We start from the raw sequence: 20,066 nt of genomic DNA, 5'->3' as shown, positions 1-20,066 counted from the left end.
CTGAATAAAACATTAACATAGCCCTTATCGCTTGCTCAAAAAGTGAGTGATAAGTAGCCGCCAAAAGCTAAGTAAATAATTATAAAGAAAGGAATGTTCATGCCTGCGACAAAAAGAAGTAATCGCAAAGAGCAAATACTACAAGCACTCGCACAAATGTTAGAAACCAGCCTAGGTCAACGTATCACCACAGCAAAATTAGCTGCTGAGGTAGGCGTTTCTGAAGCTGCGCTTTATCGTCATTTCCCGAGTAAAGCACGGATGTTTGAAGGCTTAATAGAGTTTATTGAAGACACTTTGTTGTCGCGCATAAATCTCATTCTTGAAAACGAAAAAGAAACTCAAAGCCGTATCTATAATATTTTATTGCTACTACTGGCATTTGCTGAGAAAAATCCGGGGATCACTCGTATTTTGACCGGCGACGCCTTGCAAGGTGAACAAGAACGCTTGCGTGAGCGTGTACAAAGCTTGTTTGAAAAGCTTGAAACACAACTAAAACAAGTACTACGCGAGCGTAAACTTCGCGAAGGTAAAACCTTTCAAAGTGATGAGTTAACCATTGCCAACTTTTTACTTGCCTACATTGAAGGCAAGATGAACCAATTTGTCCGCAGTGACTTTAAAGCAAAACCTAGCGCGCAATTTGAAAAACAGTGGTTAGAATTACAAAAAATATGGCTTTAACTCCTAGCTCCTAAAATTATCAACCTTGTCGGTTTTCCTACAAGGTTTTTTTATAAATGTTACTTTCAACCTTTATTTTCGACCGCTTATCGTTTCTACTCGAATTGTTGAACAAACTCGTTATGATGATGCAGATGAAACAAAACGAGAAGTAACAATGAAAGCACAACTTTCCCTACTCAGCGTAGCACTGGTTGCAAGCCTTGGCAGTGCCATGGCATCCGCAAAAGAGCCGCTACAATTTAAAGATGTATTCGATTTCAAAGCAGCTAAAACAACGCAATTATCTGAAAATGGTGAAGTACTGAGCTTTAGTGCAACCCCATACCGTGGCGATGCAACAGGCCAAGTCTATACCTTAAACAATAATAAATTACTTGCAGAAATTGAGCGCGGCACTAAACCTCAGATCAACAAAGCAGCTAACTGGGTAGCATTCACCCAAGTCCCTACTTTGCTTGAAAAAGAAACCACAAAAAAGAAAGACACCTTAAAAAACAATCTAGTACTCGTTAATACAATAACGGGGGAACAACAAGTTTTTGAGAACGTAAAAGATTACCAGCTCTCTGATGATGGTAACTGGTTAGCTTATCGCTTTGATGAAAAAGCAGATAAAGACGCTGATAGTAAAGATATTGATGACACAAAAAACACCGCTAAAACCAGTGAAATCAAACCTGATAAAAAAGATAAAGCGTTTGAGCTCATTGTTGTAAATTTAAAAGACAAAACAACTCATACAGTAAATAGCGTATTTAGTTACGCAATCAATACATTTGGCAGCGAGCTTCTTGTCAGCCAAAGCTATCCTGACGGTAACGATAACCAAGTAGCATTAATTACATTAAACCAAACATTTGATACGAGTGTATTAATTGATGAACCAGGCGTTGTTGCAAACAAAATAGTGTGGCATCCAACTAAGAATATTGCCGCATTTACACTGGGTAATTATGTAAATGACGATATGCGCCGTCGCGATCATCAGCTAAAACTGTGGCAAAACGAACAGCTTACAAATATTGCTGCTCCTGAAAAAGATTGGACTATTGGTAAAACAGCAAAATTGAGCTGGTCTGAAGACGGTGAACGCCTGTACTTTGAAAATCACCCTAAGTTAGCGGAAAAAATTAAAGAAAAGAAATACACCGATCAAGCCTCGTTATTTGATTACGATACGATACGCGACCAAAAAGGCCTTCACGTTTGGCATAACAACGATGCCGAAATTAAACCCCGCGAAGAGCAACAATGGAACGAGAGCAATAAAAATCGTCATTATCAAGCCGTTTACCATCTTAATGGCAAACAAGTTGCGCAACTAAGTAACACTGACATGCCAGATGTGGCACTCAATACCAACAATCGCACTGCGTTACTTGGTTCTTCAAATTTACCTTATCTTAAACGTATTATGTATGGCGGTTTTTTTGCTGACTACTATGCAGTCAATGTGCAAAATGGTGAGCGTAAAGCGATTATCAGTGATTACCCGTTTAGGCCCAGCCTATCACCCAGTGGACAATTTGCTGCTTACTTTGAAAATAGCCAAGTGCAACTCAAAGACTTAGGTAACAATAAAGTCAGTACCTTAACAACAGCGATTAAAGCAACGTTCGCTGATGATCAGCACGATTACCCTTCAACTCAACCGGGTTATGGTTTTGCCGGTTGGTTAACTGATAGCAGCCAAGTGCTGGTATATAGCAAATACGATATCTGGGCATTTGACGTTAAAACTCTCAAAGCCACACGCCTTACACAAGGCAAAGAAAACAACACGCAATATCGAGTCATCAAACTTGATAAAGACCAAGTAGGCTTTAAAAAAGACGATACATTGTTGCTAAGTGCTACAAACTTACAGCAAAAGCAAACTGAAATAGCAAAACTCAATCTTGCTGATAACTCGATCAGCAAAGTATTAAGCGGTAAAAAACGTTTTGACGTGGTAAAAAAAGCTAAAAATGCCGATAAATACCTATTCACTGAGCAAACTTATCAGCAGTTCCCTGACTTTTATCAAACTGATTTTAGCTTTAAAAAGCCACAACGCGTTACTAACTTAAACCCACAAGTTAACGACTTTGCGTGGGGGCAAAAACCGGAGCTAATTAGCTATAAAGGCTTCGATGGTGAAGACTTACAAGGCGTATTGATAAAGCCTGCGGGCTATAAAAAGGGCGATAAAGTGCCAGTGGTGGTGTATTTTTACCGTTATATGAGTCAACGCATGTTTGATTTCCCTAAAATGGAATTAAACCACCGCCCTAACTTCCCAATGTTTACTTCGAACGGTTACGCGATTTTCTTACCTGATATTCGCTTTGAAATTGGTCACCCAGGTAAATCATCAACGCAAACCATGATCAACGCCACCCAAAAGCTGATTGATTTAGGTATCGCTGACCCTGATAAAATTGGCTTACAAGGGCATTCATGGGCGGGCTATCAAAGTGCCTTTATGATCACCCAAACTGATATGTTCAAAGCGGTAGTATCGGGTGCGCCCGTGTCAAACATGACCAGCGCTTACAGCGGTATTCGCTTAAAATCTGGATTAGCGCGTCAGTTCCAATATGAAACTGGGCAAAGCCGTATCGGTAAAACCTTGTTTGAAGCGCCAGAGCTTTACATCGAAAACTCACCGGTATTCTTCGCTGATAAAGTAAATACACCAATCTTAATTATGTTTGGTGATAAAGATGATGCTGTACCATGGCACGAAGGCGTACAGTATTATTTAGCGCTGCGCCGTGCAGGCAAAGATGCGACGTTTTTGCAGTATGAAGGTGAACCACACCACTTAAAGAAATTCCCTAACCAAGTGGATTTTTCAATTCGGATGATGCAGTACTTTGATCACTACTTAAAAGGCAAGCCTGCCGCTAAGTGGATGACCGAAGGCGAAGCTTTCATTGAAGAATAAGCTGAAGAATAAGCAGCCATAAACTAAAACGCCCAGCAAATGCTGGGCGTTTTTTATTTACCTAAAACTACCTAGCCCGCTGACGATTACCGCCAACCTTAGGTTTGGTATTGGCTTTTTTAAACTGGCTAAATCCGGTGTGACGACTAAGCGCTGGACGCCCGCCTTTACCTGCTTTAAGCGATTTTTCGTCACGGGTTTCTTCTGGCACTAAGCAGTTTGGACCTTTACCAATCAACTTAGCTTTGCCCATACTACGCAGTGCTTCACGGATCATCGGCCAACCTGCTGGATCGTGATAACGCAATATCGCTTTATGTAAACGACGTTGACGCGCGCCTTTTGGTACCGGTACTTGCTCAGTATTATTTTTAATATTACGCAGCGAGTTCATCCCAGTGTGATAAATAGTGGTGGCATTAGCCATTGGTGACGGATAAAAATTTTGCACTTGATCTAGTTTAAAATCATTCGACTTTAACCACAACGCCATGTTCACCATGTCTTCGTCTTTAGTGCCAGGATGCGCAGAAATAAAATAAGGGATCAGGTACTGCTTTTTCCCTGCTTCTTTTGAATATTTATCAAAAAGCTCTTTAAACTGATCATATGCGCCCATGCCTGGTTTCATCATCTTAGATAATGGCCCGTCTTCGGTATGCTCAGGCGCAATTTTTAAATAACCACCAACATGATGGGTTACGAGTTCTTTGACGTAACGAGGGTCTTGCACAGCTAAATCGTAGCGAACACCAGAGGCTATTAGGATTTTTTTAATACCCTTAACTTCACGAGCCTTTTTATACAACTCGATAGTCGGTGTATGGTCGGTATCCATATGCTTACAAATATCAGGATATACACACGATAAACGTCGGCAGGTACTCTCAGCTTTTTTGCTCTTACAACGCAGTTTATACATGTTTGCAGTTGGCCCACCAAGGTCCGAAATAACCCCAGTAAACCCTGGTACTTTGTCACGAATTTGTTCGATTTCTTCAATAATCGATTCTTGTGAACGACTTTGAATTATCCGTCCTTCATGCTCAGTAATTGAACAGAAACTACAGCCACCAAAACAACCTCGCATAATATTAACTGAGGTTTTGATCATGTCGTAAGCGGGGATTTTTGCAGTACCATAACTTGGATGCGGAACTCGCTGATAAGGCAATCCAAACACCGCATCCATTTCATGTGTTTCAAGCGGATACGCAGGTGGGTTAACCCAAATAGAGCGATCGCCATGGCGTTGGAATAACGCTCGAGCACAACCTGGGTTCGTTTCTTGATGTAAAATACGTGATGCATGAGCGTACAGTGGTTTATTAACACTCACTTGCTCAAACGCAGGTAGCTTAACGTAGGTTTTTTCCCAAGGTTTAGGACGCGCTGGCTGAATGGTAATTGGTTTTGCCGCTTCAGCTTGTAAATCAATACCCGCTTTTTTAAATTCGCTTTTGCTACAACCCACATCATCCGCACCATATGGGTTTGGAATTGGGTCAATTTTACCAATTTTATCAATCGCGGTGGAATCACTACCACGCCAGCCCGGTAATGGCTCTTTACGAATAACCGCCGTACCACGGATATCTTGAATGGTATCCATCGTTTCGCCGGCGGCAATACGATGAGCAACTTCTATTAATGGTCGCTCAGCATTACCGTAAATAAGAATATCGGCTTTGGCATCAAATAAAATACTACGGCGAACTTTTTCTTGCCAGTAATCATAATGGGCAATTCGACGTAAGCTGGCTTCGATACCACCTATTACAATTGGCACACCTTTGTAGGCTTCGCGGCATCGTTGTGAGTAAATCATCACCGCACGATCAGGACGCTTGCCACCCACATTACCGGGCGTGTAGGCATCATCATGGCGCATACGCTTTTCAGCCGTATAGCGGTTGATCATCGAGTCCATGTTACCGGCAGTCACACCAAAAAATAAGTTAGGCTTACCAAGAGCCATAAAGGCATCTTTCGAATCCCATTCTGGCTGAGCGATAATACCGACCCTAAAACCTTGTGCTTCAAGTACACGACCAATTACCGCCATACCAAAGCTGGGGTGATCTACATAAGCATCACCACTGATAATGATGATATCGCAGCTATCCCAGCCAAGGGCATCCATCTCTTCGCGTGTAGTTGGTAAAAATGGTGCTGTGCCGTAACACTCAGCCCAATATTTAGGGTATGAGAATAACGCTCGCTTGGCTTTAAGTGCGCTCATATAAAGTAACCAATTGCTTTAAAAAAGGTCGCAGAGTATACCCGAATTAATCACCAAGCGATATTAGCTATTTACACTGGCATCAAACATAATATTATTTTTTACTTTCAATATATTGAATAAGCTCAACTTCAGGCATCGGTTTAGCGTACATAAAACCTTGCACTTCATCACAACCCAATTGCTTAAGAAAATCAGCTTGTGCTTGTGTTTCAACACCTTCTGCAATCGTTTTTAATCCGAGCTGCGCGCCAAGAGCTATAACCAGCTTGGCAATTGCGCCGCTGTCTTTTTCGGGTAAGTCTTTGACAAATGCACGATCTATTTTCAACCTATCCAACGGTAACTTTTGCAAATAACTCAGTGATGAAAAACCAGTACCAAAATCATCTATCGCCACTTCAATACCAAACTCTTTTAGATCTTGCAGTGTTTCAATCACCATCGAGAGATCATCCATCACCACACTTTCGGTAACTTCTAATTCAATATTTTTTGGGTTTACCTGATATTTTCGCAAAGTATCTTTGACTTGTTGTGCGTAGCCTTTCACCTTAAATTGCGGTACCGACACATTGACCGCAATACAAATTTCAACACCTTGAACCTCAAGACGTTTTTGCTGCTGACAAGCCTGCTCCAATACCCATTGACCAATCTCAACAATTAGCCCGGCATCTTCAGCAAGTGGTACAAAAATCGCAGGAGAAATATAGTTACCTTGTCCCGATGGCCAACGTAGTAATGCTTCACAGCCTTTTAATGACAAATCACTAAACGCCAATTGCGGTTGATACCATACTTCCAATTTATTATTTTCAAAGTCTTGGCGAAGCTGGCGAATAATCCCTAATCGCCAAGCCATTTGCTCTTCCATATCGGGTGTATAACAAACAGCATTCCCCTGATTACCTTTTTTAGCGTGATTGAGTGCAATATACGCAAGCTTAAGTGTTTCAATACCGGTGGTTTGAAAGTCCAGTTGCTCGCACAAACCAATTTTAAAATTAACCGGTAACAGATGCTCTGCTGCTGCAAACGGTAAGCTTAAATTTTCACTTAATTCGTTTAGATCAAATCCATCGCGCTCAATTAAAAAACCAAATACATCTGCACCAATCCGTGACAGTAATTTAGCGTTTGGGTATTCTTGTTTGAGTCGCTCAACGATTGATGTAAGTAAGTGATTACCCACTTCTTGACCCAGACCATTGTTGATGTCTGAAAAATGAGCGACATCAATTAGAATAAATAGATACTCGTTACTATTTAATCGATGATACTTTTCAATTTGTTCAATAAAATCAGTTCTATTGGCAAGACCTGTTAACACATCTTTGTAGGCTGCATCTCTGAGTTTATTAAAAAGTCTGACGTTATCTAAGCCTACACTGACGTTTGTTAAGAAAATTTCAGCAAATTGCAATTGTGTTAAGCTTGGTTGGCTAACGTACTCTAAGTAAATAGCAGCCTGACGATTTTTACTTTTCAATAAAAACGTAGTGTCGTGCTCAGTGTGCTGATGTTCGCCAAACTCAAAACAATTTTGCACTTGCAAAATAATCCGCCCATCATCAAGTTGTTCTACACCTTGGCCAATAAAAGCACTAAACTCAGCGCAACCACCCAACACTTGAACTTGATAACTATCATCCAGACTGCCACACACAACCCCCCTTGGCGCACAATCTAAAATTACCGAGAGCTGCTTAATCACCGCCATAGTAAATGCTTTAATGTCGGTAAAACCTAAAATTGCCTTTGAGGCTAACAGAATATTATTTAACGCTTTGCTTTGATATTCAAGTTGGCAAACTTGTTCGTATGAGCGAATAGCTGTAACTAACGAGGTAACTAGCTTACTGCGGGTAAGTTCGGTTTTAGTTTTATAATCATTGATATCATATTCTCGGATCACCTGTTCTTCAGGCGCATATCCAGGCTGACCCGTTCGTAAGATAATTCGTACGTTATGATTTTTCAGCGTATCACGTACCTCTTTAACTACTTTTAAACCCGCATCATCGGATTCCATGACTACATCTAACAGTAATACCGACACATTATTAGTATTAGCTAACACTTCAACTGCTTCAGCGCCAGAATAAGCATGATGAAAACGCAGTGTTCTTCCCCAAAACTCGACGCCTGAGAGTGCTAGTTCTGTTACAGTGTGAATTTCAGGATCGTCATCAACAATCAGAACATCCCAGTAATCTTTGGGCACAACCTCTTCATGAGGCTCATCTTCATGGTTAAAAAACAAAAAATCATTGTGTTCTGACGTCATTCCAAATCCTTTAAATTCAAATATTACGCGCCATCATTTAATATTGAGACAATTCAGTTATTGACTAATAAGTTATCACTATTTAACTTATGATACAGTATTAATGTCGATGATTAATGAATATTGATTTACAGATTATAGTCGATATTCAGCAGCTTGCTGTGCGACAGTGGAATTTATAATTTAAGGAACAGCCATTAATATTTTACCCAGAATTACTAAATTTATTTTTCTGATTACTTTAATTCTTTTGGTAATTGGGCTGCTATTGCCACAGCAATACCAAGTACAAAAGAGCATTGAAATTCATGCTCCGCAAACAGATATCACCCCGTTACTTAGTGATTTTACCAAGTGGTCTAGCTGGTCACCTTGGCAAAAAGTAGATCCGAGTATTGTTTTCACGCTTGGAGAGCCGAGCTCTGGCGTTGGTGCTCATCAATTTTGGCAAAGTAGCTGGGGATTTGGTGAAATGACGATTACCAATATAAGCAGCACTAAAATCAATTTTAATATTCTCTTTAATGAAGAGCATATTGTTACAGGTGTGGTCTCTTTTTCACCACTAGCTAATGGTAATCAAGTGACATGCTCACTAGATGGCGAAGTTACTACTTCAATTTTAGGTGGTTACTTGGCGCTATTTAGCCAATATATTTTGGCAAATACGGTGAAACTTGGACTTAATAATTTAAAAACTACTGCACAGCTGCAAATAGCCCCACACAGCGAGAAGATCGATGACGATTCAAACAGCCCAAGCAAAAATTAACCTTGCTCATATAATTGAAACTAAGCTAGGTTACTCGATGAGTAAAACCAGTTCGACTCGCCTTACCAGTACCAGTGATGATAGTTATGGCCCACAAGGGCAAAGTAAACTGCCCTATCAAGTCAATAGTGATAACTCAACACTCAATAGAGCCCAACATCGCCAACAATTGCTCCTTATCAAACAACAACACAATATTGAAGCGATTATGGCCATGGCAATGGATTTTTGCCCTGACGTAACTAGTAAAGGGCAACCTGACAGTGATTGGGTCGAACGCTTTATTGCACTATGTGAAGATACTTCAAACGAATCAATGCAAAAGCTGTGGGCAAAAATTTTAGCGGGAGAAACGGTATCACCGGGAACATTTTCAATTAAAAGCTTACAAACACTTAAGCAAATGACCCAGCGCGAAGCGGATGCATTACAAAAATGTACCGCGATTTGTGGCTATAATGAAAAAGATAATAGCCATTTAATTTTATTAGGCTTTTATAAAAAACCTTCGCTATTTGATTTGCTACGCAAAGGCAATAAAGTGTCGTTTAACTTAGGTAAAGCTGGGATCAGCTTTCCTGATGTATTAACTTTGATGGATATCGGCCTAATCTACCGTAAAGAAATTGAATCCGCAGCACTTAAGGCGGGCCAAGAAATGAATCTGACATTTTTAACCCAACGGATTGCACTCAAACCAAAAAATAACGATTTAGTGCTCAGTTACTATAAATTTACGCAAACGGGTGATGAACTTAGAAAATTGATTAACACGCCAGTTAATAAGGCCTATAAGCACTTGTTAAACAGTGCACTTGAAGAAGAGTTTGAAGTAGCGTGGCACGCAATTAAATAACGGTACCACGCCAAAGCACACAAATTAGAAGTGAATTTGTATGCCGGCAAATGGACCTGATGCATCAATATTAGTATATAGATTATCAATATCATCAAGCTCTAGCGTCATTTTACGGTAACCCGCTTTGATATCTAAATCTACCGCTAAGTTATCAAGCAAAGCCCATGCAATACCCGCTTGGTAGTCTTGTACTTTGCTATCATCGATAGCAAGTAAGCTGCCTTCAAAGAAGACGCTTAAACCCGTTAACGGTAAGCCTACTTCAGCACGACCATACACTAATGGTACAAAACCAGAAAAATCCACAGTTTCTGTTGTTGTTGTGCCATTGGCAGTACCGGTAACAACAATATCGCCATCAAACTGCTTAGCATTTACACCTAAGTCGATAGACAACAAGTCATTATCAAATATCTCATAATATAAAATATAATCAATGTGTGATAAGTCGCTGACCGTAGTTGCAGTGGTATTGGTTGTAAATGAAGTGCCACCAAACTCAAACGTCTCATTAAGCAAGGTTGAGCCATTTAACTCAAGCTCGGTATACTTTAACTTAATATTTGGCACTAATGGAATTGGATGCTCAAGCGCTGCGTAGTAGCTAATGAAGGTTTCATCTTCAAAATTAAAGTCTTGCATATTACCGCTATCAGAAAAGCTACCTGAATTATCAGATTGCCAGCCATCAACACCAACATATAAACCTAATAGAGTGTCAGCGTGAGCCGCTGGAGCCAAAAATGCCATCGAAAGGGCAGCGGCTAAACAGTACTTTTTCATGTGTTATCCTTGCGCTAAAAGTTCGCTAAGTTCAATAAGAGCCGCATTGGCTCGTGAAATATAATTTGCCATTACTAATGAGTGATTAGCAACAAAACCAAAACCATTACCATTTAAAATCACCGGACTCCAAACAGTCTCTTGGGTTGCTTCAAGCTCACGTATAATTTGTTGTAAGCTCACACGTGCATTCTTTTTCTCTAATACATCAGCAAAGTCATATTCTACCGCTTGCAAAAAATGTAATAAAGCCCAAGTTGCACCGCGTGATTCATAAAACACATCATCAATTTCCCACCAAGAGGTTTTTATCTGATTTTGTAATGGTGCATAAGTCGCTTGGTGTGCTTCTTTGTCACCAGCTAAATCAGTATTTAACCGATCTTGACCAACGCTGGCACTTAACCGCTGACTTAAACTACCAAGGCGTTTTTCGGCTTCTTTTAACCAGCCTCGTAGGTTGTCTGCCCGCGCGTAAAACTGACTGTCACGACTGTTTTGGTCAGCTATTTGAGTACGATACACGATTAATAAATCAATGCCTTTTTGGTATTCACTCTCGGCACTTGGCCACGCCCATGCTTCTGAACTAATATTAAATTGGGGCTGGGCTTTTTTTAGAGCTTCATGTTCGGTCGATTGCGACTGAGAACGGCTAAAGTCTTTACGCATTGATAGCGCCAAATCGCGCGTCATTTCTAATGCGCCATATTCCCAAGCAGGCATATTATCCATAAGAATACTCGGAGGTATTACATCATTTGATAAATAGCCACCAGGTTTATTCAATAATGTGCTGGCAACATTAATCAAAGCCGTAGTTGTTGTGTAACCTGTTACTAGTTTTTCGCCACGCTGCTGCGCATCCTGTTTAGCTTGCGTGATCACATTTACGCGGCTTGGCTCAACACTCCAATACACAGATACGGCATAAAATAAAATAAAAACTAATATTAGCCCTGCTATAATTTTCCCTTTATGTTGTGACATTTAATCTCCTAGTGATGTGTATGGTGCTGTTCAGATAGTGATACTTGCTCAACTTGGCTTTCTAATGAAACCACGGTAGCTTGAGTAAATACACGATCTCCATTGCTAAAATATAGCGTGAGTTTGAGTTCTTGCCCTATTTTTAACGGCTCTTTTGGTTCAAAAACCATTAAATGATAACTACCTGGCTTAAAATCTAGCTGTTGATGTGCTTTGATCTCTAACCCATCTACTTTTTGCATTTTCATCATACCATTAACATGCTGATGTTCATGTACTTCAACTCGTCCTAGGCTCTCAAGGCTAGCCTTAGTTAATGTCACTGCTGCATCACCATGATTAACAAGCGTTAAATAACCAACACTGGATTGACTGCCAGGTAAAAAAATCCTTACTTGGGCATTGCTAACTACAATATTACTTGCTGTATCATGTTGATGCTCTGCATGGGCAAATATCACTGGAGAGTATAGGCTTACAGCTAAAAAAGCCGCTGTGAAGATAGTTAGTAATGGCTTAAGAGTCATTTCGATCCTTGTTATAATAATCACTTTAAGTGCTAAATTTAGCATATTTGCGAAAAAATAGTCAGCTAAATTAGCATTTAAGGTAACCTCTGTGTGGCAAGCTATGCCACCTTTTTATTATCCGCGACTAACCAACACAGAAAAACAATCAGCAGTAGCGGCCATGCGATCATCACAGAACCAAACAACAAAGCCAGCATCACGCCGACTCCTATTATTAGACCTGCGCCAATCAAACCAACACTAACCAGCGCAATAATGGCAATAACGACCACCACAGCGACTAATGCACCAAATAGTTCAATGCCAACCCAACTCAAGTCAGCAATCCACAAAGGGAGCTGCCATGAGTCAAACTGCATTATCTCAAATGGACTAGAAGCGATAAACAATGCTGCTAGTAGACACAGTGCAATAATTTTCATGGCGCTCTCCTAATAAACCTTGTTGTCTAAACAACAATGTGCAATTAAATAACCCGCACCAATAAACAGTGGGAACTGAATAAACAGTACAATAGTTGCTAATCGAGTTGCCCAAATCGGAAAGTCAAACCGACGCGCTAAGCCACTACATACTCCCGATATTTTTTTATTTAATGGATCTTTACACCATTGAGTATTGTTATTAAATGTATTCATTTTTATAACTCCTAAGCCGACTGTTTTACTTTAGCTTTAAGTGCTGCAAGCTCTTTATCCAAGGCTTCGTCTTTTACAAGCGCATCAATTTGCGTTGCCGTGTCTGATTGATTAGCTGCAGCCATTTCGTATGCTTCCACTTGTGATTCAATTGACTCAACTCGGCGCTCAATCACATCAAAACGCGACAGTGCATGTGCCACTTTATCGCTATGTAACTGCTGATTAACTCGTACTCGTGCATTTAAAACACTATGCACCTGAGTTAAGCTCTGCCGCTTTGCTTTGGCAGCACTAAGTTTGTCTTGTAAACGCTGTGCATCGTCAGCTAACTTGGCCAATGAATCGGTTAATTTAACGAGCTCAGGTTCAACAGCTGCCATATCAGCGACTACACGCTGCTTTTCTTTTAATGCGGCTGTGGCTAAATCATCTCGGCCTTTACTAACGGCTATTTCGGCTTTTTCTTGCCATTGTGCTATGGATGTTAACTTATCACTTTGCTGGCGTTTCAATGCTTTTTCTTCACACAAAATCGCTGCAGTAGTAGTACGACACTCATTCAGAGCTTGTTGCATCTCGATAATAAGTAAATTAAGTAGTTTTGCTGGATCCTCTGCCTTATCAAGCACAGCGACCAAGTTTGATTGAATTAGATCATTAACACGATTCATTAGGCCCATGATTTTCTCCTGTTGATTATGGGTGATTACACCAAGGAGATTCCAAGACTTATGCCATGTCGTTAGAAAAACAACTAAAACAATAAATAACAATAGGATAGAAAGATAACATCAATTTAAAAGTGACGTTTAGCTGAATTAAAATACGTTAAATTAACTAAAAAAGTGATATTTTGACTAAATTTTAGGATCAAAAAAAGCCACTAAAAAGTGGCTTCCAAGATTAAAATTTCAGCTATTCAGGCACAAAACTTAATGCTTTATCCATCACTGATAAATCTGCTTGCTTACCATGGCCGTTTTCAGATAAATGACGTCTAAATCCTCGCGCCCCTGGTTGGCCTTGGAAAATACCCAACATATGGCGAGCTATATGCCAAAAGTTAGCGCCTTGGCGCATTTCATCTTCAATATAACCATACATTGAACGCACCACGTCATGACGCGATAATGTACACGCAGTATCACCGTAAATTTTCTCGTCCACTTCACTTAATATAAATGGATTACTATACGCTTCACGACCGATCATAACGCCATCAAGATGCGCTAAATGAGCAACACTATCAGCGATGGTATTAACCCCACCATTTAAGCTTAAATCAAGCTGTGGGTAATCTTTTTTCAGTTGATAAACACGCGGATAATCAAGTGGTGGAACTTCACGGTTTTCTTTCGGACTTAATCCCTTTAGCCATGCTTTACGGGCGTGAATAATAAAGTCATCACAGCCAACCTTATGACTCGCTTCGATCAGCGCACATAAAAACTCATATGAATCCTGCTCATCAATACCAATGCGTGTTTTCACCGTAACAGGAATAGTAACCTCCGCCTTCATTGCTGCAATACAATCAGCAACAAGCTGCGGCTCGCCCATTAAACACGCACCAAAGCGGCCATTTTGCACTCGATCCGAAGGGCAACCAACATTTAGGTTTACTTCATCATAACCACGTTCAGCAGCCAGTTTTGCACACTTTGCCAAAGCTTCAGGATCAGAGCCACCTAATTGCAAAGCAACGGGGTTTTCATGTGTATTAAAGTGTAGATAATCACCACGCCCAAATAAAATTGCACCGGTTGTTACCATTTCGGTGTAAAGCACCGCATGCTTGGTCATTTTACGATGAAAAGTACGGCAATGGCGGTCTGTCCAATCGAGCATGGGTGCCACAGAAAAACGTCTATTCAAAGTAAAATCCTCAGATGATATATAAGTATAAGGGTTATTCCCTCATTGGAAGGCGCTATATTTTACACAAATCAAAGCCGAGCTTCAATCGTAAGCAAGTTGTTGTTTGTCGGTAGCAGAGATTGAGTTGTTTAACGCAGCAACAAAAATGTATGCTGCGCTTTAGATAATATACTTAAAACGATTTTGTTAGATTATCAAATTGCTGGCCTTGCACTGTAATAGTGGTTTTTTCTAAGCTTATATAATCATTTTTTTGCTTGGGGTTAACCAAACGTGCTGCGACTTCAAATTTAGCAACTTTAGCTTCGCTATTTAGCTCAAGTATTTTTAAAGATGAATGAGTATCATGCTTAGCTGACTGCACATAATATTCACCAGCCCAACTGGCATCAAACACTAAATTAGGCGCATTTTTAGCGGAAGATTCAATAAACACTCCCTCTTTAATTTCGTCTCGTAATAAAGTAACGGTGTAATGATCTCCTCCCGTATGACCGAAATATACGGTAACGGCATGATTGTCATTATGACTAAAATCATAGTCAGTAACTTGAATAACCTTCATTTCGCTTGGAGGCGGTTCAACGCAAGCCGTTAATCCTAAAGCGAGAAAACCGCATAAAATAATCTTTTTTAATAACATTTTTCATTCCTTAAATTTTATTACGTTATATTTAATCTAGATAATTCTAAGCAATAATTCAAAATTTTATATGACAATAGTTTTTTAACAGCGCTACACAGCCTTTATATGAATACTTGTAAGCCAAAATAATGGGCTATCCCGTCGAGTATATTTGTCACGGCAACTGATGAAAGGATCAAACCCATGATCCGGCTAACGATACTCGCACCGCTATCACCAATTAATTTGTGAACATGGGTTGCCAACAGTAAAAGCACAAGTACCACAGTAAGAACAGCTAACATCATTGATGAAGTAATTAACTGCTCAACCCACGTGTATTCAGTATTACGAGTCATCAAAACAGCGCCAAGCATCGCGCCTGGACTGGCGATTGATGGGATAGCTAAAGGGAAAATGGCCGTTTCAGTGCTATCACGTACACTTTTAATTTCCATTTCTGGTTTACTTTCACCAAAAATCATCGACAAAGCGAACAGCAATAACACGATACCACCTGCGATTTGAAACGCTGACAAGGGGATATTAATAGCATTTAAAAGCAGCTCCCCAGCGACAACAAAAAACAATAATACCCCAGCAGACACCAGAACAGCTTTCAACGCGACTTTACGTTTGAATTTGTCACTATCTCCGCGTGTTAAGGCTATAAAAACAGGCACAGTACCGATTGGATCGATAACCGCAAAAAAGAAAATAAATACCGCTAATAATTCATTCATTGTTAGCCTTCCTAGAATAAAACTGTCTAATAAAAACGCTGCAACTACAATACAGTATGTTAGTATAGCACGGTAGCGTAAGGATAAGAGAAGATGAAAATAGAATCACTCGTTAGTAAAGCCAAACAAGTGTGTGACAATCGCGGTGCGCGATTCACTCCAATTCGTGAAAAAGTATTTCGCCTATTAGCAAGTGCGCAAGGCGGAGTGGGCGCTTATGATTTATTAGAGCAACTAAAACTCACTGAATCAGGAGCAAAACCAGCCACAATTTACCGTGCCTTAGACTTTTTAGCTGAATTAGGTTTTATTCACAAAATTGAAAGTACTAACGCATTTATGTTGTGTCATCATTTTGATCATATCCACCCTGTACAACTGTTGATATGCGACAGTTGTGGTTTTGTCAAAGAGCTGCACTCTAGCGTGATTTCGCATGAACTTAATAGTCTTGCTGCTGAGAGTGGTTTCGTCGTATCGGGGCAAACTATTGAAGCCCATGGTAGATGTGGAAATTGTAAAGAATAATTAAGTGCAGAGCTAAAATAACTCACTACACTTTAACGTATAACCGCAGTTAAACTGCTAAATTCGAGGGATAAACAATAATGAATGTAGAGTTCATCAATCCTTTTTTATCATCTTTATTAAATGTGCTCAGCACAATGGCGCAAACCGAACTAAAACCGGGTAAGCCGAAAATAAAAAAAGATGAAGTTGCCTGTGGCGACGTTTCGGGATTAATTGGCATGGTAGGACCGCAAACTAAAGGTTCATTTTCGATCACTTTTGATGAGAGCCTTGCCTTGACTATTATGGAAAGAATGCTAGGTGAACGCCCTGATTCGATCAATGAAGAAGTAACCGATATGGTTGGTGAAATTACCAATATGGTCACTGGTGGGGCAAAAAATCTACTTGGTGAAAAAGGCTATGACTTTAATATGGCTACACCAATCGTTGTGTCTGGTAAAGGCCATACCATAACTCATAAAAGTGAAGGGGCAAAAATATTAATCCCATTTACCTCTGATGCCGGTAATGCCAATATTGAAGTTAGTTTCGATAAAATATGAGCTGGTTGCAAAAACAACTACTTTTAAAGCCTCGCTCTCGAGGCTTTCATATTATTGATAGCGAAATACTCAGCCAACTCCCTGAGATTTCCGATTACCAAATTGGCTTATTACACCTTTTCATACAGCATACTTCAGCCAGCTTAACGATTAATGAAAGTGCCGATCCGACAGTACGTATGGATATGGAAAGTCACTTCAATAAATTTGTTCCCGAGCGCCAACCTTATTATCGTCATGATTACGAAGGTGATGATGATATGCCTGCGCATATAAAAACGAGTACCTTAGGCTGCGAACTAACGATTCCAATTAGCCAAGGACGTTTACAGCTTGGTACATGGCAAGGGATCTACTTAGGCGAACATCGTGATCATGGCGGCGCAAGACGTATTATTGCAACGCTGCAAGGGCAAGTTTAAATAAAACTATTTAATTTAAATTGAAGTACCAAATAAATTGGATATGTGCTTTAAGCAATAACTGCTTGTCAATCAAATTTGGGTGGGTATTCATTTTTAAGAGATTGGAGCGGTACACGAGGCTCGAACTGCTTATGATTTAGTGCGACCTTGGCATATTTTATTTTAGATTGCTTAAAGAGATTGGAGCGGTACACGAGGCTCGAACTCGTGACCTCGACCTTGGCAAGGTCGCGCTCTACCAACTGAGCTAGTACCGCATAATATTTTTCACTTTAAAATTACTCCAATTTCTTTGGTTAGAAATTGGAGCGGCACACGAGGCTCGAACTCGTGACCTCGACCTTGGCAAGGTCGCGCTCTACCAACTGAGCTAGTGCCGCATTTCAAAATAGTCAGTAATTTGTCCGTTGGTGCGCGACAAGTCGCGGTAAAACGTTCTGGCAACTGAGCTAGTGCCGCATTATAATTTTTAGCTTCTAGGTTCTAAAAAAGTTTATAGCTTTTAATTTGAAACTTGCTGCAATTTCTTTGGTGAGAAATTGGAGCGGCACACGAGGCTCGAACTCGTGACCTCGACCTTGGCAAGGTCGCGCTCTACCAACTGAGCTAGTGCCGCATTTCAAAATTGTCAGTAATTTGTCCGTTGGTGCGCGACAAGTCGCGGTAAACGTTCTGGCAACTGAGCTAGTGCCGCATTTCAAAATTGTCAGTAATTTGTCCGTTGGTCCGCGACAAGTCGCGGTAAACGTTCTGGCAACTGAGCTAGTGCCGCATTCAAATTGCTCAAGCACACTAACCCCGCGGGGGTTATCGTCTTAAGCGGGGCAGGATTCTACAATAATCCGATGTGTTTGCAAGTGTTTTTTACAAATTAAAGAATTTTTCTTGGTAGACTTTTAATTCCATGATGGAATCTTTGATATCATCAAGAGCAAGGTGTGAACCTTTTTTGTGCACTTGTGCTAAAACTTCTGGTTTCCAGCGTCGTGCTAGTTCTTTGATAGTGCTTACGTCTAAATTACGATAGTGGAAGTAATCTTCCAGTTCACGCATATATTTATTCATAAAGCGTCTATCTTGGCCTATTGAATTACCACACATAGGCGAAGCGCCTGCAGGAACCCACTGCTTTAAAAATGCCAAAGTTTGTTCAACAGCATCTTGCTCTGTGAATGTGCTCGCTTTACAGCGTGCAGTTAACCCTGACTGACCATGTTGCTTAGTACACCATTCATCCATACCATCAAGCAATTCATCACTTTGATGAATAGCAATAGTTGGCCCTTCAGCCAAGATGTTTAACGCACTGTCGGTGACAACCGTGGCGATTTCGAGTATTTTGTCTGTACTTGGTTCAAGACCTGTCATTTCGAGGTCGAGCCAAATCAGATTTGATTTATGAAAAGACATAATTACCTTGCGGTGCTTTCCTTTAGATCTAACGCATTTAGATATATCATATTAGTATCATCAGTCGACCTAAAGCTTTTTTTTCAAAAAGCACGACATTTAACTAAGTTATGGGCCAAAAGTGGCAAAACAGAAGAAATTAAGTAAAGGTCAATCCCGTAGGATTAAGGCCAATCACCAAAAACGCTTGTCTAATGCAGATTCTGCGCCAACCACTAACAAGGTTGAGCAATGGCAAACTGACAATTTAGGTGCGCCTGAAAATGCCGTGGTGATCAGTCGGTTTGGTCAACATGCCGATATTGAAACTGATAACGGAGATGTTTTGCGCTGCAATATTCGCCGTACCGTTAAAGGTATTGTTTGCGGAGACGAAGTGCAATTTCGCCGCGCAAAAGTCAGCGAAGGTGATTTAGCTGGCGTTATAGAAGCGATGCATGAACGGCGCTCGCAACTTACTCGCCCTGATTTTTACGACGGTGTAAAAGTCATAGCCGCCAACATTGACCAGATTTTGATGGTCTCTGCGGTACTACCAGAGTTTACCCCCAGTATTATCGACCGCTATTTAATTGCTTGCGAAGATATGGGCATTGAGCCTATTTTAGTGCTCAATAAAATAGATTTAATTGATGAGCCTGGGCTTGCTAACATCAATAAAATTCTGGATATTTATAGGTCACTTGATTATCAAGTATTACTAGTCAGTAATAAAACCGGTTACGGTATTGATGCACTCAAAGAAACCTTAATTGATAAAAATAGTATTTTTGTTGGTCAAAGTGGTGTGGGTAAATCAACTTTAGTTAACACTGTTTTACCTGATGCTGAAATACTGACCAAAGAGGTCTCTGAAAATAGTGGCCTTGGCCAACACACAACAACCGTGTCACGACTTCATCACTTACCTTCAGGCGGTAACTTAATTGATTCCCCTGGTATTCGTGAATTTGGCTTGTGGCATTTAGATGTAGAGCGCGTTACTTGGTGCTTTAAAGAGTTTCGCAAGTTTATTGGCGGTTGCCGCTTTAGAGACTGTAAGCATTTAAATGATCCGGGCTGTATAATTCGCCAAGCAATCGATGATGGTGATATTTCACAGCTACGTTTTGATAGCTACCATAGAATTTTAGAAACAATGGCCGATGGCCGAGCGGGTGCTCGTGCTCCACGCGTATAATTT

General features: G+C 40.4%; 20 protein-coding genes and 3 tRNA genes. 8 read left to right on the top strand and 15 right to left on the bottom strand.

The features are described from left to right. Positions 1-99: 99 nt before the first annotated feature. Entirely contained in the window at positions 100-687 is a 588-nt protein-coding gene (gene slmA / locus FW757_RS18390) for a nucleoid occlusion factor SlmA (RefSeq protein ID WP_182718344.1), read from the top strand. 157 nt (positions 688-844) lie between these two features. Then, positions 845-3,619, top strand: coding sequence for a prolyl oligopeptidase family serine peptidase (locus tag FW757_RS18385; RefSeq protein WP_446441547.1), 2,775 nt, complete (start codon positions 845-847; stop codon positions 3,617-3,619). A 67-nt stretch (positions 3,620-3,686) separates the two neighbouring features. Here FW757_RS18385 and FW757_RS18380 read toward each other — a convergent pair whose 3' ends face one another. Both FW757_RS18380 and FW757_RS18375 read right to left on the bottom strand, forming a co-directional pair. After that, positions 3,687-5,861, bottom strand: coding sequence for a YgiQ family radical SAM protein (locus FW757_RS18380; RefSeq protein ID WP_145234682.1), 2,175 nt, complete (start codon positions 5,859-5,861; stop codon positions 3,687-3,689). A 94-nt stretch (positions 5,862-5,955) separates the two neighbouring features. Beyond that, complete coding sequence (locus FW757_RS18375; protein WP_182740731.1) at positions 5,956-8,151, bottom strand: bifunctional diguanylate cyclase/phosphodiesterase; 2,196 nt, start codon at positions 8,149-8,151, stop codon at positions 5,956-5,958. 268 nt (positions 8,152-8,419) lie between these two features. Between FW757_RS18375 and FW757_RS18370 the strand changes: the two genes are divergently transcribed. Both FW757_RS18370 and FW757_RS18365 read left to right on the top strand, forming a co-directional pair. After that, the gene (locus tag FW757_RS18370; RefSeq protein WP_246175639.1) at positions 8,420-8,923 is read left to right on the top strand and encodes an SRPBCC family protein; all 504 of its coding nucleotides are present in this window, start codon (positions 8,420-8,422) and stop codon (positions 8,921-8,923) included. Further along, positions 8,892-9,779 (top strand): TIGR03899 family protein, encoded by an 888-nt coding sequence (locus FW757_RS18365; RefSeq protein WP_182718347.1) that lies wholly within the window; start codon positions 8,892-8,894, stop codon positions 9,777-9,779. The genes FW757_RS18370 and FW757_RS18365 overlap by 32 nt, the downstream gene beginning before the upstream one ends. A gap of 24 nt (positions 9,780-9,803) precedes the next feature. Here FW757_RS18365 and FW757_RS18360 read toward each other — a convergent pair whose 3' ends face one another. From FW757_RS18360 to FW757_RS18320, 9 genes are all read right to left on the bottom strand, one after another. Next, the gene (locus FW757_RS18360; protein WP_149983237.1) at positions 9,804-10,565 is read right to left on the bottom strand and encodes a TIGR04219 family outer membrane beta-barrel protein; all 762 of its coding nucleotides are present in this window, start codon (positions 10,563-10,565) and stop codon (positions 9,804-9,806) included. Positions 10,566-10,568: 3 nt separating this feature from the next. Then, complete coding sequence (locus FW757_RS18355; RefSeq protein WP_145234671.1) at positions 10,569-11,555, bottom strand: DUF2333 family protein; 987 nt, start codon at positions 11,553-11,555, stop codon at positions 10,569-10,571. Positions 11,556-11,563: 8 nt separating this feature from the next. Next, the gene (locus FW757_RS18350; RefSeq protein WP_446441546.1) at positions 11,564-12,082 is read right to left on the bottom strand and encodes a copper chaperone PCu(A)C; all 519 of its coding nucleotides are present in this window, start codon (positions 12,080-12,082) and stop codon (positions 11,564-11,566) included. A gap of 101 nt (positions 12,083-12,183) precedes the next feature. Next, positions 12,184-12,507: a hypothetical protein gene (locus FW757_RS18345; protein ID WP_145234667.1), complete on the bottom strand. Its 324-nt coding sequence runs from the start codon at positions 12,505-12,507 to the stop codon at positions 12,184-12,186. A 9-nt stretch (positions 12,508-12,516) separates the two neighbouring features. Further along, positions 12,517-12,723 (bottom strand): PspC domain-containing protein, encoded by a 207-nt coding sequence (locus FW757_RS18340; RefSeq protein ID WP_149983241.1) that lies wholly within the window; start codon positions 12,721-12,723, stop codon positions 12,517-12,519. Positions 12,724-12,734: 11 nt separating this feature from the next. Then, complete coding sequence (locus tag FW757_RS18335) at positions 12,735-13,406, bottom strand: PspA/IM30 family protein (RefSeq protein WP_182718349.1); 672 nt, start codon at positions 13,404-13,406, stop codon at positions 12,735-12,737. Between the two features lie 235 nt (positions 13,407-13,641). Further along, the gene (gene dusA / locus FW757_RS18330) at positions 13,642-14,601 is read right to left on the bottom strand and encodes a tRNA dihydrouridine(20/20a) synthase DusA (protein WP_220491376.1); all 960 of its coding nucleotides are present in this window, start codon (positions 14,599-14,601) and stop codon (positions 13,642-13,644) included. A 175-nt stretch (positions 14,602-14,776) separates the two neighbouring features. Next, positions 14,777-15,247 carry an outer membrane lipoprotein-sorting protein gene (locus tag FW757_RS18325; protein WP_149983244.1) on the bottom strand — a complete coding sequence of 157 codons (471 nt, stop codon included), beginning with the start codon at positions 15,245-15,247 and terminating at the stop codon, positions 14,777-14,779. 104 nt (positions 15,248-15,351) lie between these two features. Continuing rightward, entirely contained in the window at positions 15,352-15,972 is a 621-nt protein-coding gene (locus FW757_RS18320; protein WP_149983245.1) for a MarC family protein, read from the bottom strand. A 93-nt stretch (positions 15,973-16,065) separates the two neighbouring features. Between FW757_RS18320 and FW757_RS18315 the strand changes: the two genes are divergently transcribed. The 3 genes from FW757_RS18315 to FW757_RS18305 all read left to right on the top strand — a co-directional run bounded on the left by FW757_RS18315 (position 16,066) and on the right by FW757_RS18305 (position 17,470). Continuing rightward, positions 16,066-16,500, top strand: coding sequence for a transcriptional repressor (locus tag FW757_RS18315; RefSeq protein WP_145234655.1), 435 nt, complete (start codon positions 16,066-16,068; stop codon positions 16,498-16,500). An 80-nt stretch (positions 16,501-16,580) separates the two neighbouring features. Then, positions 16,581-17,048, top strand: a complete 468-nt coding sequence (locus FW757_RS18310) for a chemotaxis protein CheX (RefSeq protein ID WP_145234652.1) — start codon at positions 16,581-16,583, stop codon at positions 17,046-17,048. Next, entirely contained in the window at positions 17,045-17,470 is a 426-nt protein-coding gene (locus FW757_RS18305) for a secondary thiamine-phosphate synthase enzyme YjbQ (RefSeq protein ID WP_182798203.1), read from the top strand. The genes FW757_RS18310 and FW757_RS18305 overlap by 4 nt, the downstream gene beginning before the upstream one ends. A gap of 184 nt (positions 17,471-17,654) precedes the next feature. On the opposite strand, the gene FW757_RS18300 is transcribed toward FW757_RS18305, so the two are convergent. From FW757_RS18300 to orn, 4 genes are all read right to left on the bottom strand, one after another. Beyond that, positions 17,655-17,730, bottom strand: a tRNA-Gly gene (locus FW757_RS18300). A gap of 47 nt (positions 17,731-17,777) precedes the next feature. Further along, positions 17,778-17,853, bottom strand: a tRNA-Gly gene (locus FW757_RS18295). Between the two features lie 160 nt (positions 17,854-18,013). After that, positions 18,014-18,089, bottom strand: a tRNA-Gly gene (locus FW757_RS18290). A gap of 248 nt (positions 18,090-18,337) precedes the next feature. Further along, positions 18,338-18,883 (bottom strand): oligoribonuclease, encoded by a 546-nt coding sequence (gene orn, locus FW757_RS18285; RefSeq protein ID WP_145234646.1) that lies wholly within the window; start codon positions 18,881-18,883, stop codon positions 18,338-18,340. Between the two features lie 121 nt (positions 18,884-19,004). Between orn and rsgA the strand changes: the two genes are divergently transcribed. Beyond that, positions 19,005-20,063 carry a small ribosomal subunit biogenesis GTPase RsgA gene (gene rsgA / locus FW757_RS18280; protein ID WP_145234644.1) on the top strand — a complete coding sequence of 353 codons (1,059 nt, stop codon included), beginning with the start codon at positions 19,005-19,007 and terminating at the stop codon, positions 20,061-20,063. Positions 20,064-20,066: the final 3 nt, after the last annotated feature.

It is taken from the genome of Pseudoalteromonas sp. 1181_04, assembly GCF_052850545.1.
Note: the sequence above shows the minus strand (reverse complement) of the source record. Positions and strands in the feature narration are given on the sequence as shown.

Excerpts from the sequence above, each read along its gene's own strand:
- slmA (WP_182718344.1), top strand. The coding sequence starts at position 100 with ATGCCTGCGACAAAAAGAAGTAATCGCAAAGAGCAAATACTACAAGCA.
- FW757_RS18385 (WP_446441547.1), top strand. The coding sequence starts at position 845 with ATGAAAGCACAACTTTCCCTACTCAGCGTAGCACTGGTTGCAAGCCTT.
- FW757_RS18380 (WP_145234682.1), bottom strand. The coding sequence starts at position 5,861 with ATGAGCGCACTTAAAGCCAAGCGAGCGTTATTCTCATACCCTAAATAT.
- FW757_RS18375 (WP_182740731.1), bottom strand. The coding sequence starts at position 8,151 with ATGACGTCAGAACACAATGATTTTTTGTTTTTTAACCATGAAGATGAG.
- FW757_RS18365 (WP_182718347.1), top strand. The coding sequence starts at position 8,892 with ATGACGATTCAAACAGCCCAAGCAAAAATTAACCTTGCTCATATAATT.
- FW757_RS18360 (WP_149983237.1), bottom strand. The coding sequence starts at position 10,565 with ATGAAAAAGTACTGTTTAGCCGCTGCCCTTTCGATGGCATTTTTGGCT.
- FW757_RS18355 (WP_145234671.1), bottom strand. The coding sequence starts at position 11,555 with ATGTCACAACATAAAGGGAAAATTATAGCAGGGCTAATATTAGTTTTT.
- FW757_RS18350 (WP_446441546.1), bottom strand. The coding sequence starts at position 12,082 with ATGACTCTTAAGCCATTACTAACTATCTTCACAGCGGCTTTTTTAGCT.
- FW757_RS18345 (WP_145234667.1), bottom strand. The coding sequence starts at position 12,507 with ATGAAAATTATTGCACTGTGTCTACTAGCAGCATTGTTTATCGCTTCT.
- FW757_RS18340 (WP_149983241.1), bottom strand. The coding sequence starts at position 12,723 with ATGAATACATTTAATAACAATACTCAATGGTGTAAAGATCCATTAAAT.
- FW757_RS18335 (WP_182718349.1), bottom strand. The coding sequence starts at position 13,406 with ATGGGCCTAATGAATCGTGTTAATGATCTAATTCAATCAAACTTGGTC.
- FW757_RS18325 (WP_149983244.1), bottom strand. The coding sequence starts at position 15,247 with ATGTTATTAAAAAAGATTATTTTATGCGGTTTTCTCGCTTTAGGATTA.
- FW757_RS18320 (WP_149983245.1), bottom strand. The coding sequence starts at position 15,972 with ATGAATGAATTATTAGCGGTATTTATTTTCTTTTTTGCGGTTATCGAT.
- FW757_RS18315 (WP_145234655.1), top strand. The coding sequence starts at position 16,066 with ATGAAAATAGAATCACTCGTTAGTAAAGCCAAACAAGTGTGTGACAAT.
- FW757_RS18310 (WP_145234652.1), top strand. The coding sequence starts at position 16,581 with ATGAATGTAGAGTTCATCAATCCTTTTTTATCATCTTTATTAAATGTG.
- FW757_RS18305 (WP_182798203.1), top strand. The coding sequence starts at position 17,045 with ATGAGCTGGTTGCAAAAACAACTACTTTTAAAGCCTCGCTCTCGAGGC.
- orn (WP_145234646.1), bottom strand. The coding sequence starts at position 18,883 with ATGTCTTTTCATAAATCAAATCTGATTTGGCTCGACCTCGAAATGACA.